This window comes from Mesorhizobium sp. M0408, assembly GCF_040321495.1.
Lineage (GTDB): Bacteria > Pseudomonadota > Alphaproteobacteria > Rhizobiales > Rhizobiaceae > Mesorhizobium.
The window spans coordinates 15,553-31,725 of record NZ_JAMYRO010000042.1 but is presented as its reverse complement, the minus strand read 5'-3'; the positions used below and the strand labels follow the sequence as shown (position 1 = coordinate 31,725).

The following is a 16,173-nucleotide window of genomic DNA, read 5'->3' as shown; positions in this document are numbered from 1 at the left end:
CACGCCGAGCAGGACGTAGTTGAGAATAAGAGCGTCCGGGACTTGAGCGTACGATGATTGGACGGATGGCATCATGTCGTCAGTCGGATGCGAACCTGAGCCGCCGAGCAGATGGGGCCTTGAGCCGTGCCGGCCCACGAAGGCATCAAAGCGGCGGTCTCCAAGGTGCTCAACGCCACCTGGCAACTGTCGAGTTCATTTCGCCCGCAACGTGCTGGCGCATGCCGGCAAGAGCGGCCGCCGCGTCGTCTTGGCCTTCATCGCCACCGCCTTCGCCCAGGAGACGGCGGAAGCCGCAAACGTGCAGTGGCATGCCGTTGCCGACCAGATCCGGCCCAAGGCGCCGAAGCTCGCCGCCATCATGGACGATGCCGAACACGACGTGCTCGCCTACATGAGCTTCCCCAGGGAGCATCGGACCAAGTTGCACAGCACAAACCCGATCGAACGCCTCAATGGCGAGATCAAGCGGCGCACCGAGGTCGTCGGCATCTTCCCCAACGACGACGCCATCGTCCGACTTGTCGGCGCATTGCTCCTAGAACAGAACGATGAATGGGCTGTGCAGCGGGCGCGCTACATGACTCTTGACCATTAACCAGATGGGCGATGATCCGCTCATCAGCCTGCCGGCAGTGGCGCGCTGATCATTCCGGCCCTTGCCGGAGAGCGCGGCGACCAATGCCGTCAGCTACACCACTCCCAGAGACACGATCTGCGGTCAGGTGGCCTGCCATCATTCCAGGACAGGACAACTGATAAAGAAGGTGTCGCCGGTTTGTCTGACGACTATCCGACACTGTTCTGTCGCCTTTGTTGGTCCGCGACACCGGCCTATATCGCCGAGCTCTTGTCTGGCCTCAGGCTAATCCGCCGAAAAGCAAGCACAATTTTTTTCTTCTGCTGGGTCGCCAAATTGGCACGAGTTTTGAAGGTCCCTCGTTGCGAGCCGGGAGCCCCGACCGATTCATTTCGTGGATGACACCGCGATCGATGGAACGAAGAAAGAAAAGCAAATGCCAAATCCGCATCGGATAGCATTCTATGGGAAGGGGCGCTCGGCGAAACCGCCCCCTACCAAACAGGCTCGCCGCCTTGGTCGAACCCTTGCGCAGGAAATCTTGATGGCCGGCTGCGACTCAAAGGCCCGCCACACTCGCCTTATCCTGAACTCGAAGGCGCAGGATAACGTTCTGCATCTCGCCGCGCCGTATGCCTAGGCAGTTAGACGTTGGCCGATCTTGATAATCGAGTCGGGCTACGCCGCGGAGGACGTCGTCTACATGCCGTCTTACGTCATTCGATGCCCGTAGCGCCTGCCGGTCACCTTCCGCCCTTCCATCGCTTAGAGAGTGAAGTGCCACCATGTCCGAACAACCCTTGCCGACGCTGCCGATGTGGCGCGTCGATCACATCGAGGCCTCGCCCGAGATGTTGGCGCTAGGCGCCAACGGTCCGATCCACCGCGTGCGCTTCCCGTCCGGGCACGAAGGCTGGTGGGTGACTGGCTACGATGAAGCCAAGGCGGTGCTGTCCGACGCGGCGTTCCGGCCCTCGGGAATGCCGCCGGCGGCATTCACCCCGGATTCGGTGATTCTCGGATCGCCGGGGTGGTTGGTCTCGCACGAGGGGGGCGAGCATGCCCGGTTACGCACGATCGTGGCGCCGGCCTTCAGCAACCGCAGGGTGAAGCTGCTCGAGCAGCAGGTCGAGGCGATCGCCGCGCAGTTGTTCGAGACACTGGCGGCCCAGCCCCAGCCCGCCGACCTGCGGCGCCACCTCTCCTTTCCGCTTCCGGCCATGGTGATCAGCGCGCTGATGGGCGTGCTCTACGAGGATCACGCCTTTTTCGCCGGGCTGTCCGACGAGGTGATGACGCACCAGCATGAAAGCGGCCCGCGCAGCGCGTCGCGCCTGGCCTGGGAAGAACTGCGCGCCTACATTCGCGGCAAGATGCGGGACAAGCGCCAGGATCCGGGCGACAACCTGCTGACGGATCTGCTCGCGGCGGTCGACCAGGGCAAGGCGACCGAGGAAGAGGCGATCGGCTTGGCGGCGGGAATGCTGGTGGCGGGGCACGAGAGCACCGTCGCGCAGATCGAATTCGGCCTGCTGGCCATGTTCCGCCATCCGCAACAGCGCGAACGCCTGGTCGGCGATCCATCTCTGGTGGATAAGGCGGTGGAGGAAATCCTGCGCATGTACCCGCCGGGCGCGGGTTGGGACGGCATCATGCGCTATCCGAGCACCGACGTGACCATCGCGGGCGTGCATATTCCCGCGGAGAGCAAGGTGCTGGTCGGCCTGCCGGCAACGTCGTTCGATGCGCGCCATTTCGACGACCCGGAAATCTTCGACATCGGACGCGACGAAAACCCGCACCTGGCGTTCTCCTACGGGCCGCACTACTGCATCGGCGCGGCGCTGGCCAGGCTGGAACTCAAGGTGGTGTTCGGTTCGATCTTCCAGCGCTTTCCCGCGCTGCGCCTGGCCGTGGCGCCCGAAGAACTGAAGTTGCGCAAGGAGATCATCACTGGCGGGTTCGAGGAGTTCCCGGTGCTCTGGTGATGCGCGGACGCCGCCGAGGATCGCGATCTTCTCCGCAATTGCCGGCGCGCCTGGCGCGCGCCGGTCAGATCAGCCAGCCAACAGGTAACCAAGATGGACGTGCAAGAAACCACGGCAGCATGCCGGGACGCCTTCGCCGAACTGGCGTCGCCAGCGTGCATCCATGACCCGTATCCGTTCATGCGGTGGTTGCGCGAGCACGATCCGGTGCATCGCGCGGCGTCGGGCCTCTTTCTGTTGAGCCGCCACGCCGACATCTACTGGGCGCTCAAGGCCACGGGCGATGCTTTTCGGGGACCGGCGCCGGGCGAACTGGCGCGCTATTTCCCGCGTGCGGCGACCAGCCTGTCACTCAATCTGCTGGCGTCCACGCTAGCGATGAAGGAACCACCGACGCATACGCGTCTGCGCCGGTTGATCTCGCGCGATTTCACCATCGGCCAGATCGACAACCTGAGGCCGACCATCGCTCGCATTGTGGCAGCGCGCCTGGACGGCATGGCGCCCGCACTGGAGCGCGGGGAGGCAGTGGACCTGCATCAGGAATTCGCGCTGGCCTTGCCCATGCTGGTTTTCGGCGAACTGTTCGGCATGCCCCAGGACGACATGTTCGGGCTCGTCGCCGGCATCAGCGCCATTGTGGAAGGCCTGAGCCCGCACGCCAGCGATCCCCAGCTCGCCGCGGCGGACGCGGCCAGCGCCAGGGTGCAGGCCTACTTCGGCGACCTCATACAGCGCAAGCGCACCGATTCCCGCCACGACATCGTGTCAATGCTGGTCGGCGCACACGACGACGATGCCGACACGCTGTCGGATGCGGAGTTGATCAGCATGCTGTGGGGCATGCTGCTGGGCGGCTTCGCCACCACTGCTGCGGCAATCGACCATGCGGTCCTGGCGATGCTGGCGTATCCCGAACAGCGGCACTGGCTGCAGGGAGATGCCGTGGGGGTGAAGGCATTCGTCGAAGAAGTCCTGCGCTGCGACGCGCCCGCCATGTTCAGCTCCATTCCGCGTATCGCCCAGCGCGACATCGAACTGGGCGGCGTGGTGATCCCGAAGAACGCGGACGTGCGCGTGCTGATCGCGGCCGGCAATCGCGACCCGGACGCCTTCGCCGATCCCGACCGCTTCGATCCCGCGCGGTTCTACGGCACCAGTCCTGGCATGTCGATCGACGGGAAGATCATGCTGAGCTTCGGCCACGGCATCCACTTCTGCCTCGGTGCGCAACTGGCCCGGGTGCAGTTGGCCGAGAGCCTGCCGCGGATCCAGGCGCGCTTCCCCACGCTGGCATTGGCCGAGCAGCCGACCCGGGAGCCCTCCGCGTTCCTTAGGACGTTCCGCGCGCTGCCGGTGCGGCTGCATGCGCAGGGGGGCTGAGATGCGCGTCGTGGTCGACCAGGATCTGTGCGGAACCACCGGGCAGTGCGTGCTGACGCTGCCGGGCACCTTTCGCCAGCGCGAACCGGACGGCGTGGCCGAAGTGTGCGTGGCGACGGTCCCGCAGGCGCTGCACGCCGCCGTGCGGCTCGCGGCCAGCCAGTGCCCGGTCGCCGCCATTCGGGTCATCGAAAGCGACGCTGGCGATGGCGAGCGCGCCAGCGCCGACCCTGCGCCTTCTCCGGCGGAGGCCGAGCGGCATGCCGCGAAAGACCAACGCAATCCAGGAGGACACGATGGACGGTTTGAAGGCAAGGTGGCCGTGGTGACCGGCGCCGGCGCCGGCATCGGCAAGGCATGCGCCCTCGCCATCGCGCGCGGGGGCGGCAGAGTGGTGGTGGCCGACATTGATGGCTCGGCGGCCATCGCCTGTACCGCGCAGATCGCGGCCGAAGCAGGCCACGCGCTGCCCCTGGCCATGGATATCGCCGATGCGCAGGCGGTGGCAGCGCTGTTCGAGACGGCGGAGCGGCACTTCGGTGGGGTCGACCTGCTAGTGAACAATGCGAGCGCCATGCATCTGACCTCACGCGACCGCGCGATCCTAGACCTGGACCTGGCGGTCTGGGATCAGACCATGGCGACCAATCTGCGCGGCACGCTGCTCTGCTGCCGGCAGGCCATCCCACGGATGATCGCCCGCGGCGGTGGCGCGATCGTCAACATGTCGTCGTGCCAGGGGCTCAGCGGTGACACCGCGCAGACGTCCTACGCCGCGTCGAAGGCGGCGATGAACATGCTCTCGGCCTCGCTCGCCACCCAGTACGGTCATGCGCAGATCCGCTGCAACGCCGTTGCGCCGGGTCTCGTCATGACCGAGCGTCTCCTCGCCAAGCTGGACGAGTGCATGCAACGGCATCTGCGCCGGCACCAGCTCCTGCAGCGCGTCGGCCGCCCCGAGGACGTGGCCGCGCTCGTGGCGTTCCTGCTCTCCGACGATGCTGCGTTCATCACAGGCCAGGTCGTGTGCATCGACGGCGGCATGCTGGCGCATGTGCCGACGTACGCCGACGGTGGCAACAGCTGCGCCGCGCGGCCTGCCGGCGACACCGCCGAAGCGGCCGCGGCGGCGCGCTGCTGATGGACATGCTGCTCAACCCGCTCAACCGTCGGCACCGGCTGCGATACGACATCCCGGTCATGCCCGGCGCTTTCCCCCTGGTCGGGCATCTTCCCGCCATCGTCTGCGACCTGCCGCGCCTGCTGCGGCGCGCGGAACGGACGCTGGGCAGCCACTTCTGGCTGGATTTCGGCCCTGCCGGACACCTGATGACCTGCGTGGATCCGGATGCGTTCGCACTGCTCCGGCACAAGGACGTGTCCTCGGCGCTGATCGAAGAGATCGCGCCCGAATTGCTTGGCGGAACGTTGGTTGCCCAGGACGGCGGCGCGCACCGGCAGGCGCGCGATGCGATCAAGGCGGCGTTCCTGCCCAAGGGGCTGACCCAGGCCGGCATCGGCGACCTGTTCGCGCCCGTCATCTGGGCGCGGGTGCAGGCGTGGCGCGACCGCGGCGAGGTAACCATCCTGCGCGAAACCGGCGACCTGATGCTCAAGCTCATCTTCAGCCTCATGGGAATCCCCGCGCAGGACCTGCCGGGATGGCATCGCAAGTACCGGCAACTGCTGCAGTTGATCGTCGCGCCCCCGGTCGACCTGCCCGGACTGCCCTTGCGGCGCGGCCGCGCCGCCCGCGACTGGATCGACGCGCAGTTGCGCCAATTCGTCCGCGACGCGCGCGCGCATGCCGCGCGCACCGGGTTGATCAACGACATGGTGAGCGCCTTCGACCGCAGCGACGATGCGCTCTCCGATGACGTCCTGGTGGCCAATATCCGCTTGCTGCTGCTTGCCGGTCACGACACCACTGCCTCGACGATGGCCTGGATGGTGATCGAGCTGGCGCGGCAGCCTGTGCTGTGGGACGCCGTCGTCGAGGAGGCTCAACGCGTGGGCGCGGTGCCGACCCGGCACGCGGACCTGGCGGAGTGTCCGGTCGCCGAGGCGCTGTTCCGGGAGACGCTGCGCCTGCATCCGGCGACCACGCTCCTGCCGCGCCGCGCCCTGCAGGAATTGCAACTCGGCCAACGGCGCATTCCCGCGGGCACCCATCTGTGCATCCCGCTGCTGCATTTCTCGACCTCGGCGCTGCTGCACGAGGCGCCTGATCAGTTCCGCCTGGCGCGGTGGCTGCAACGCACGGAGCCGATCCGGCCGGTGGACATGCTGCAGTTCGGTACCGGCCCACACGTCTGCATCGGCTACCACCTGGTATGGCTGGAAATGGTGCAGTTTTGCATCGCCTTGGCGCTGACCATGCACAAGGTCGGGGTGCGGCCGCGGTTGCTGAGCGGCGTCGAAAAAGGCCGGCGCTATTACCCGACTGCACATCCGTCCATGGCAATCCGCATAGGCTTCTCATGAGCTGGCATCGTATGCCCCGTGTGGCGAGGCAGCGGCGCCGGCCACGCGCGGCATTGCTGCACTCGGCGCGCGCTCGGTGCGACGCCGGCAACACCGCGGCGGCTCGGCGCTCGCCGTGACCGTGTCAGGTACAAGGACATAAGCCACATGCAGATAGGTTCCAGGCTACACGACGACCGAACTGGCGTTCCCGGGCTCGGCGGGTTGGGCGCGCAGGCGCGCGCCGCATCCGGCAGGCTGCTGCCGGAGATCTGGATGCAGGACGGCGCAAAGCGGGTCGAACAGGCGCTGGCGCGTCTTCTCTGCGCCGAAGACGACGGTGAGACCGAGCTGATGGCGGCGATGCGGTACGCCACCTTGCATGGCGGGAAGCGCACCCGCGCCTTGCTGTGTCTGGCGGCCGGCGCACTGGCCGACACGCCAGCGCACATGCTCGACGACGTCGGCGCCGCCATCGAGATGATGCACGCCTGTACCCTGGTTCACGACGACCTGCCCGCGATGGACGACGACGTGCTTCGCCGCGGCCTTCCGACCGTGCACGTAAAGTTCGGCGAAGCCACTGCGATCCTGGTCGGCGATGCGCTGCAGGCGCACGCCTTCCTGACCCTGGCGAGCCTGGATGCGCCGGGCGACAACCGAATCGCGCTCGTGCGCGAACTGGCGCAGGCAGTGTCCGCCGAGGGTGCCGCAGGCGGGCAGGCCATGGATCTGTCGCTGGTCGGAAAGCACGCCGAGCTGGACAGGATCGTGGCGATGCACCGGAAGAAGAGCGGAGCGCTAGTGCGCGCGTCCGTTCGCATGGGCGCGCTATACTCCATCGCGGACGATGCCGCGCACGCTGCGCTGTACTGTGCGCTCGATCGCTACACCGCCTGTTTCGGCCTAGCGTTGCAGGTGGTCGACGACATTCTCGACGCGACAGCGGATACCGCGACGCTGGGCAAGACCCCCGGTAAGGACGCGGCGGCGCAGAAGCCGACCTGCGCGTCGATCATGGGGCTGCAGGCAGCGCGCCAGTTCGCGCTGGATTTGTTGCGCGACGCCGGGGAGGCCATCGTCCCGCTGGGGCCGCGTGCGGAACAGTTGGCGCAGATGCTGCAGCGGGCCAACGTGTATCTGTCCGCGCCATACGCATGAGCGCGTCCGTCCGCATGGACTCGCCCCTGTGCTGCTGCGATCGGCCGGCGGGCGGTGCATGCCTGCACTGTGTCCGAACCGGCGGCGACGTGCGCGGCGTCTGCCCGATCCTGGTTCTCGTTAGCCCTCTGCAGAAGGAACATCCCGGGTGAACGCGCTGTCCGAACAAATCCTTTCCGAATTGCGCCACCTGCTGAGCGAGATGAGCGACGGCGGCAGCGTCGGTCCGTCCGTCTACGACACGGCGCGAGCTCTGCAGTTCCACGGCAACGTCACCGGTCGGCAGGACGCATACGCGTGGCTCATCGCGCAGCAACAGGCCGATGGCGGATGGGGAAGCGCGGACTTCCCGCTGTTCCGCCATGCGCCCACGTGGGCGGCGTTGCTGGCATTGCAGTGTGCCGATCCTCTTCCCGGCGCTGCCGACGCAGTCCAGGCTGGAACCCGGTTCCTCGAGCGCCAGCCCGATCCCTACGCGCATGCGGTGCCGGAAGACGCGCCGCTCGGCGCGGAGCTGATCCTGCCGCAGTTGTGCAGCGAGGCCGCATCCTTGCTGGGCGGCGTGGCGTTTCCGCGCCACCCGGCGCTGTTGCCGTTGCGGCAAGCGTGCCTGGCCAAGCTGGGGGCGGTGGGGACGTTGCCGAGCGGCCATCCGTTGCTGCACTCCTGGGAAGCCTGGGGGAGGTCGCCGACCACCGCATGCCCGGATGATGACGGCAGCATCGGCATCAGTCCGGCGGCCACCGCCGCGTGGCGTGCGCACGCCGTGACACAGGGGAACACGCCGCAGGTCGGGCACGCCGACGCGTATCTGCACGCGGCATCGCGGGCGACGCGCAGCGGCATCGAAGGAGTCGTTCCCAACGTCTGGCCGATCAATGTGTTCGAGCCATGCTGGTCGCTGTACACCCTGCATCTGGCCGGTCTGTTCGCGCATCCCGCGCTCGCCGAGGCGGTGCAAGTGATCGTCGCGCAGCTCGACGCCCGCCTGGGCGTGCGCGGTCTGGGCCCGGCCTTGCACTTCGCGGCCGATGCGGACGATACCGCCGTTGCGATGTGCGTCCTGCGCCTTGCAGGCCGCGACCCGGCGGTCGATGCGTTGCGCCATTTCGAAATCGGCGAGCTGTTCGTCACCTTCCCCGGCGAGCGCAATGCCTCGGTGTCGACCAACATCCATGCCCTGCATGCATTGCGAATGTTGGGGAAGCCCGCCGCCGGCACCAGCGCCTACGTCGAGGCCAATCGCAACCCGCACGGTCTATGGGACAACGAAAAATGGCACGTTTCGTGGCTGTATCCCACCGCGCATGCGGTCGCTGCGCTGGCGCAAGGCAAGCCCCAGTGGCGCCACGAGCGCGCGCTGGCGGCGCTGCTGCAGGCGCAGCGCGACGACGGCGGCTGGGGCGCCGGTCGCGCGTCCACGTTCGAGGAAACCGCCTATGCGCTGTTCGCGTTGCACGTGATGGACGGGAGCGAAGAGCCGACAGGGCGCCGGCGCATCGCGCAGGCGGTGGCGCGTGCGCTGGAGTGGATGCTCGCCCGCCATGCGGCGCATGCATTGCCGCAGACGCCGCTGTGGATCGGCAAGGAACTGTATTGCCCCACCCGGGTGGTGCGCGTGGCCGAACTCGCGGGGTTGTGGCTGGCGCTTCGTTGGGGGCGGCGCGTCCTGGCCGAGGTAGCAGGGGCGGCGCCATGATCCAGACCGAACGCGCGCTGCAGCAGGTGCTGGAGTGGGGGCGTTCCCTGACCGGGTTCGCCGACGAGCATGCCGTGGAAGCGGTCAGGGGCGGCCAGTACATCCTGCAGCGCATCCACCCGAGCCTGCGCGACACCAGCGTCCGCACCGGCCGCGATCCGCAGGACGAAACGCTGATCGTGGCCTTCTATCGCGAACTGGCGCTGCTGTTCTGGCTCGACGATTGCAACGACCTTGGCCTGATCGCGCCGGAGCAGCTCGCCGCAGTGGAGCAGGCGCTGAGGCAGGGCGTGCCGTGCGCGCTCCCCGGATTCGAGGGCTGCGCTGTGCTGCGCGCTTCGCTGGCCGCGCTCGCCTACGATCGTCGCGACTATGCTCACCTTCTCGACGATACCCGGTGCTACTGCGCGGCGCTGCGCACCGGACACGCGCAGGCGGCAGGGGCGGAACGCTGGTCCTACGCCGAGTACCTGCACAACGGCATCGATTCGATAGCCTACACGAACGTGTTCTGTTGCCTGTCGTTGCTGTGGGGGCTGGACATGGCGATCTTGCGCGCGCGTCCGGCGTTTCGCCAGGTCCTGCGGCTCATCTCCGCGATAGGGCGCCTGCAGAACGATCTGCATGGACGCGACAAGGACAGGTCGGCCGGCGAGGCCGACAACGCGGCGATCCTGCTGCTGCAGCGCTATCCGGCTATGCCTGTGGTGGAGTTCCTCAACGACGAGCTGGCCGGCCATACGCGCATGCTGCACCGGGTGATGGCGGAAGAACGCTTTCCCGCGCCATGGGGACCGTTGATCGAGGCCATGGCGGCCATCCGCGCGCAGTACTACCAGACCTCGACCAGCCGCTACGGCAGCGACGCTGCGGGGGGAGGCCAGCGTGCGCCGGCCTGAACGCGCGGGAGGCGGCGGCGTGCGCGCGCTGCCGTCGGTCCGATCCAACGCGACGCCGCCGCCCGATGCGACGGATGGAGCGAGCATGAGCGACACCGCCCTGAGCCGGCGCAAGGAGGACCATCTGGACATCGTGCTGGATCGGCGAACGGCGCCGGCCACGGTCGCCGCCGGCTGGGAGTACATCCGTTTCGAACACTGCGCATTGCCCGAGTTGGACCTGACGCAGATCGACCTGCGCGCCTCTCTGCTGGGCAAGACCATGCGCGCGCCGCTGCTGATCAGCTCCATGACCGGCGGTATGCCACGTGCCGAGGCCATCAACCGGCATCTGAGCGAGGCAGCGCAAGCCTTGGGGATCGCCATGTGCGTCGGTTCGCAGCGCGTGAGCCTGCAATCCCGGAACTCCCAGGGGCTGACGCGCGCGCTGCGCCGCCTGGCCCCAGACATTCCCTTGCTGGCCAATGTCGGCGCCGCGCAACTGCGCGAGGCCGACGGCCTGGACTTGGCGCGCCGGGCGGTGGATGCGCTGGAAGCCGATGGACTCATCGTCCATCTCAATCCGCTGCAGGAAGCGGTACAGCCGGAGGGCGACCGCGACTGGCGCGGCGTCCTGGCGCAGATCGCTCGCGCCGCGCGCAGCGTGGGCGTGCCGATCGTGGCCAAGGAAGTGGGGTCGGGCCTGTCCGCCTCGGTGGCCTGTGCGCTAGTCGAGGCGGGCGTGGCGGTGATCGATGTCGCCGGCGGCGGCGGCACCAGTTGGGCCGCGGTGGAGGGCGAGCGCGCCCGCGATGCCGCCGACCGTGCAGTGGCGATGGCGTTCGCCGATTGGGGGATTCCGACCCCCGCCAGCGTGCAGGCGGTACGCCGGGCGCTGCCAGCGGTGAAGCTGATCGCGTCGGGCGGGATCCGCGACGGCGTCGACGTGGCCAAGGCCATCCGCCTGGGCGCGGACATCGCCGGGCAGGCGGCCGGCGTGCTGCGCGCGGCTACGGTATCCACCGAGGCGGTTGTCGCGCATTTCGAGATCGTCATCCGCCAGTTGGCCGTCGCCTGCTTCTGCACCGGCTCGGCTGATCTGCCGTCGTTGCGTCAGGCGCGCTTGTTGCCCTCGGCACATCTGCCCGCCGGTTGATGCCGGCATCGCCCCCACGTGGTGGCGGGCGCCTAGAACTGGAGAAGCGAAAAGGTGCATTACGACATCGTCATCATCGGTGGAGCCATCGTCGGCTCGTCGGTTGCCTATTACCTGCGCGAGGAAGGGTTTTCGGGCTCGATTGCACTTGTCGAGCGCGACCCGCAATTTTCTCATGCGGCGACCACACTGTCCTGCGCCTCCATCCGCCAGCAGTTTTCGATCCCGGAAAACATCCGTCTGTCGCAATTCACGCTGAAACTGTTCCGGCGGTTGAAGGAAGAATTCGGGGCGGACGCCGATATCGGCTTTCGCGAAGGCGGCTATCTGATCCTTGCCGGCGAAAACGGGCTGCCTATCCTGCAGGCCAACCACGAGGCGCAGATGGCCGAGGGCGCCGACATCGTGCTCGAGGATGCCGAGGCGCTTGTTCGTCGGTTTCCGTGGCTATCGGCCGAGGGTATCACTGCCGGGGCCTACGGCCGCAGCGGCGAGGGCTGGTTCGACGCGCATGCGATGCTGATGCTGTTCCGCAAGGCGCTGCGGACGAAGGATATCGACTTCATCACGGCGTCGGTGACCGGCATCGAGCGGCAAGGCGGCCGCGTCACCGGTGTGACCCTCGAAAATGGCGAGCGGCTTGAGGCCGGCATCGTCGTCAATGCTGCCGGGCCGAATGCCGGCAAGGTGGCGGCAATGGCCGGGCTGGCGCTGCCGGTGGAGCCGCGCAAGCGCAACGTCTTCGTCTTCGAGGCGCGCGAGAAATATGACGACATGCCGCTGCTGGTCGACCCGAGCGGCATCTATGTCCGGCCGGAGGGCTCGGTCTACATCACCGGCGGCGCCGAGCCGGAAGAGGGCGAAGGACCAGCCGATCCCGCCGACGTCGACCCCGACTGGCCGCTGTTCGAAGAGGTGATCTGGCCGGTGCTGGCGACCCGCATTCCAGCCTTCGAGGCGATCAAGCCGACGCGCGCCTGGGTCGGCCGTTACGCCTACAACACGCTCGACCAGAATGCGGTGATCGGCCCGCATCCCGAGGTCGGTAATTTCCTCTTCGCCAACGGGTTTTCCGGTCACGGCTTGCAGCAGGCTCCAGCGGTCGGCAAGGCGCTGGCCGAACTGATCGTGCATGGCGGCTATCGCACGGTGGATTGCTCGGCGTTCGGGTATAGCCGGATCGCCGATGGGCGGCCGTTTCGGGAATTGAATGTGATTTGAGCAGGAAGGGCGGGTGCGCCGCGACGGCCCTTTTGATGCTGGAGGGACAGAGGGGCAGGAACGCGACAGGCGGTCGATGGCCCAAAGCTGGCGAAAACAGCCGGCCAGGGCCTGCCGCGAACGGAATGATTTTGTGATGATCGCGGCGCTCGATGCGCCGCATTTCCGGACGGTCAGCGACTTCCGCAAGCGGTATTTGAAGGCGCTCGAGGCGCTGTTCGTGCAGGTTCTGAAGCTGTGTGAGACGGCAGGATTGGTCAAACTCGGCCATGTCGCGCTGGATGCAAGAAGATCAAGGCTAACGCGTCGAGACACAAGGCGAACGCATGAAGAAGCGCGAGCTGGAATTGAAAGCCGAGGTCGCTCGCATGCTGACGGCGGCCGAGGCCGCGGATGCCGAGGACGACGTGACTTTCGGCAAGGACAAGCGCGGCGACGAGATGCCGGATTGGGCCGGCGACAAGCAGAACCGGCTGGCCAAGATCCAGCAGGCGATGGCGTCGCTGGAAGCCGAGGCCAAGCTGGCGGCGCAAGAAGAGCGCGCCAGATCGAGGCCGAAAAAGAAGAGCAGCGCCAAGCCGCAGGCCGCAAGAAGCCTGGCAAACCGGCGCGGCCCCATCAGAGGAGCCCGGTGGCCATAGCAGCTGTTCTCGGAGGAACGCCGTTCGCTTGTGCGGCGCCAAGCTTGGGAGATTCTCGAATGAAGAATTGATCCCTTTGCGAGGCTGGCCGCTGCCATGACGCAGGAGCAGGTGGCTGATTTGGCGGGTATATCCCGCCCCCGCTATCGCGACATCGAAAAGGGGGCCGCAGCGGCGCGTGCGACGACGCTCATGAATATCGCTCGCGCGCTCGGTCTGGAAATGATGCTGGTTCCGCAAGTCATGGTGCCGGCTGTCGAGGCTCTATTGCGTCCGCATGATGATGACGATCGACCCGCCTTTGTTTCTCAACCTGACGATGACGATCATGGCTCCAGTCTTTCGCGCACCTAAGACGATCCCGTCGCTGGACGTGCTCTTGAACGCACTGAAGATCGGCACAATCGTTAGGACGCCGGGCGATTTCAATGCATTCAACTTCGATGAGGCTTACCGCGCGACGGGCGGCTTTCCGGTTTTCAGCCTGTCGTTCCGGGCAGCGACGGGAGGATTGCGGAAAGATCCGAAGCCTCTGGCGGGCGCCTTGCCCGCTTTCTTCGCGAACCTCCTACCCGAGGAGAAATTGGCGCGAGGGGATGGAAAAGCACCACAAAGGCAATGTGCGGCCAGGCAATGATTTCGATCTTTTAGCGGCGCTGGGCGCCGATCTGCCGGGAGCGGTACGGGCGTTGCCCAGTGACGGGGCGATAGCGGTTTCGCAGGATGCTTCAAAGGATAAGCCCAAGGCACGGTTCTCACTTGCCGGCGTGCAGATGAAGCTGTCGGTCATGAAGAACACTGGAAAAGGCGGCGGCCTAACCTTGCCGATGGACGGCGAGCAAGGCCGATACATCGCCAAGTTCCCTTCGACGGCGTTTCCAGGCGTTTCCGAAAATGAATTCGCCAACCTGGCGTTGGCTGCAGCGATCGGCATGGAGGTGCCTGAATGCGAACTGGTCGAGAAGTCCGATTTTGAGGGCGTTCCCGAAGAATTCAACACGCTGTGGGAGGGCAAGGTCCTTCTCGTCAAACGCTTCGATCGCGGCGCCGATGGCGAGAGGATACACATCGAGGATTTCGCTCAGGTCTTCGGTGTCTATCCCTCGCGCAAATATGAGGGGGCCGCTTATCACGACATAGCCTTGGCCATTGGCGTGGCCGTCTCGCCTACGGCGGCTCTCGAATTCGTCCGCCGCCTGGTGCTGACGGTCATCACCGGCAATCGCGACATGCACCTGAAGAACTGGTCTTTGATTTATCCCGGCAACGGCGACAAGCCGGTGCTTGCACCAATCTACGACGTTCTGTCGACCGTGCCATATATTCCCGCCGACGCCATGGCGCTTTCGCTTGGAGGGGAGCGCTCGTTCAAGGCGCTAGCAGCACCGCGATGGAAAGCATTCGCGAACCGTGCAAGGCTTCCGGAGCCGGCAGTCCTGAAGGCAGTGGTCGAGACCGTCGAACTCGTCAACGAACACTGGTGGCATCTGCCTGAGCGCGACGTTGTCGCGGCGAAAGTGCTCGAGCGGATCGACGCACATGTGAAGGCGATGACGCCGATACTGAACTCCTGCGCCGATAAGTGAGCCGGCCCCTTGGGTTGGTGATATGGCGGAATTATCGCCCGTGGCCCCGAATGGATGGCCGTGGATCGAAGGTATGCCAGCGTGGCGCAAGATTCCGCGCAGCGTCGATGAGGACACGCGAGACCAAGCACGTCAGCTCGCCGGAACAGAAGAGTTCGCAGCATCCCGCCAATTAACGCAAGTGGGTCGAGATGCTGTTCGCCCACCTCAACACAACGATGCGGTTCGAACAATGCGTGACTGAGGATCGCGATCCGACGCTTTGTGTCGCCATTGTCGGGTCCGCTACACGGCTTGTTCCGACGATCTTTTCTTTGGCCTCAAGCTAAATGCCTGAGAAGCAACCATAAAATTATTCTTCGGTTCGACCAGCCAAATTGGCACGAGTCTTGAAAACCCTTGGGTGCGAGGCGGCGACAGCTGCCCGACCGGCATTCATGTCGCGGCAGCCGCGATGAATGGAACGAAGGAAGGAAAGCTACATGTCAGGTCTGCGACAGATCGCCTTTTACGGCAAGGGCGGCATCGGCAAGTCCACCACCTCCCAAAATACGCTCGCCGCCCTTGTCGACCTCGGGCAGAGAATCCTCATCGTCGGCTGCGACCCCAAAGCCGACTCCACCCGCCTGATCCTGAACGCGAAGGCGCAGGATACGGTCCTGCACCTCGCGGCTCAGGAAGGTTCAGTGGAAGACCTCGAACTCCAGGATGTACTCAAGGTCGGCTACAAAGGCATCAAATGCGTGGAGTCGGGCGGCCCCGAGCCGGGTGTCGGCTGCGCCGGTCGCGGCGTGATCACCTCGATCAACTTCCTCGAGGAGAACGGCGCCTATGACGATGTCGACTATGTCTCCTACGACGTGCTCGGGGATGTAGTGTGCGGCGGTTTCGCGATGCCGATCCGCGAGAACAAGGCCCAGGAAATCTACATCGTCATGTCCGGCGAGATGATGGCGCTCTATGCCGCCAACAACATCGCCAAGGGTATTCTGAAATACGCCCATTCGGGTGGCGTGCGGCTCGGCGGCCTGATCTGCAACGAGCGCCAAACCGACCGCGAGCTCGACCTCGCCGAAGCGCTGGCTTCCAGGCTCAATTCCAAGCTCATCCACTTCGTGCCGCGCGACAACATCGTCCAGCACGCCGAGCTCAGGAAGATGTCTGTGATCCAGTATGCGCCGGACTCCAAGCAGGCCGGGGAATACAGGGCGCTGGCCGAGAAGATCCATAACAATTCGGGCCAGGGCACCATCCCCACCCCGATCACCATGGAGGAGCTCGAGGACATGCTGCTCGACTTCGGCATCATGAAGACGGATGAGCAGATGCTTGCCGAGCTTCAGGTCAAGGAAGCGGCGAAGGCAGCCGCACAGTAACGACCGCTACTGACTGGGGGCGCGGCCTGACGCGGCGCGCC

General features: G+C 65.9%; 13 protein-coding genes and 3 pseudogenes. All 16 read left to right on the top strand.

Annotation, left to right across the window (positions count from 1 at the left end):
* Window positions 1–132 precede the first annotated feature (132 nt).
* Window positions 133–647: pseudogene (locus NKI67_RS30765) on the top strand (transposase); the annotation flags it as partial.
* Between the two features lie 369 nt (window positions 648–1,016).
* Window positions 1,017–1,220, top strand: coding sequence for a hypothetical protein (locus tag NKI67_RS30760; RefSeq protein ID WP_502909372.1), 204 nt, complete (start codon window positions 1,017–1,019; stop codon window positions 1,218–1,220).
* 145 nt (window positions 1,221–1,365) lie between these two features.
* Window positions 1,366–2,568, top strand: a complete 1,203-nt coding sequence (locus tag NKI67_RS30755; RefSeq protein WP_352648537.1) for a cytochrome P450 — start codon at window positions 1,366–1,368, stop codon at window positions 2,566–2,568.
* Between the two features lie 93 nt (window positions 2,569–2,661).
* Window positions 2,662–3,951 (top strand): cytochrome P450, encoded by a 1,290-nt coding sequence (locus tag NKI67_RS30750; RefSeq protein WP_352648535.1) that lies wholly within the window; start codon window positions 2,662–2,664, stop codon window positions 3,949–3,951.
* Window position 3,952: 1 nt separating this feature from the next.
* Window positions 3,953–4,240 (top strand): annotated as a pseudogene (locus NKI67_RS30745) (ferredoxin); the annotation flags it as partial.
* A 27-nt stretch (window positions 4,241–4,267) separates the two neighbouring features.
* A complete protein-coding gene (locus NKI67_RS30740) occupies window positions 4,268–5,092 on the top strand; it encodes an SDR family oxidoreductase (protein ID WP_352648566.1) in 825 nt (274 codons plus the stop codon).
* Window positions 5,092–6,435: a cytochrome P450 gene (locus NKI67_RS30735; protein WP_352648533.1), complete on the top strand. Its 1,344-nt coding sequence runs from the start codon at window positions 5,092–5,094 to the stop codon at window positions 6,433–6,435. Before NKI67_RS30740 ends, NKI67_RS30735 begins: the two co-directional genes overlap by 1 nt.
* A 147-nt stretch (window positions 6,436–6,582) precedes the next feature.
* Entirely contained in the window at window positions 6,583–7,575 is a 993-nt protein-coding gene (locus tag NKI67_RS30730) for a polyprenyl synthetase family protein (protein WP_352648531.1), read from the top strand.
* A 148-nt stretch (window positions 7,576–7,723) separates the two neighbouring features.
* Window positions 7,724–9,274, top strand: coding sequence for a hypothetical protein (locus tag NKI67_RS30725; protein WP_352648529.1), 1,551 nt, complete (start codon window positions 7,724–7,726; stop codon window positions 9,272–9,274).
* On the top strand, window positions 9,271–10,173 hold the full coding sequence (locus NKI67_RS30720; protein ID WP_352648527.1) for a terpene synthase family protein: 903 nt from the start codon (window positions 9,271–9,273) through the stop codon (window positions 10,171–10,173). The genes NKI67_RS30725 and NKI67_RS30720 overlap by 4 nt, the downstream gene beginning before the upstream one ends.
* An 85-nt stretch (window positions 10,174–10,258) precedes the next feature.
* Entirely contained in the window at window positions 10,259–11,308 is a 1,050-nt protein-coding gene (gene fni / locus NKI67_RS30715) for a type 2 isopentenyl-diphosphate Delta-isomerase (protein WP_352648525.1), read from the top strand.
* 54 nt (window positions 11,309–11,362) lie between these two features.
* Entirely contained in the window at window positions 11,363–12,529 is a 1,167-nt protein-coding gene (locus tag NKI67_RS30710; RefSeq protein ID WP_352648523.1) for an NAD(P)/FAD-dependent oxidoreductase, read from the top strand.
* Window positions 12,530–12,855: 326 nt separating this feature from the next.
* Entirely contained in the window at window positions 12,856–13,170 is a 315-nt protein-coding gene (locus NKI67_RS30705) for a hypothetical protein (RefSeq protein WP_352648521.1), read from the top strand.
* Window positions 13,171–13,236: 66 nt separating this feature from the next.
* Window positions 13,237–13,524 carry a helix-turn-helix domain-containing protein gene (locus tag NKI67_RS30700; protein WP_352648564.1) on the top strand — a complete coding sequence of 96 codons (288 nt, stop codon included), beginning with the start codon at window positions 13,237–13,239 and terminating at the stop codon, window positions 13,522–13,524.
* Window positions 13,499–14,756: pseudogene (locus NKI67_RS30695) on the top strand (type II toxin-antitoxin system HipA family toxin). Before NKI67_RS30700 ends, NKI67_RS30695 begins: the two are co-directional and overlap by 26 nt.
* Window positions 14,757–15,238: 482 nt before the next feature.
* Entirely contained in the window at window positions 15,239–16,132 is an 894-nt protein-coding gene (nifH, locus tag NKI67_RS30690; RefSeq protein ID WP_352648519.1) for a nitrogenase iron protein, read from the top strand.
* The last annotated feature ends 41 nt before the right edge of the window (window positions 16,133–16,173 follow it).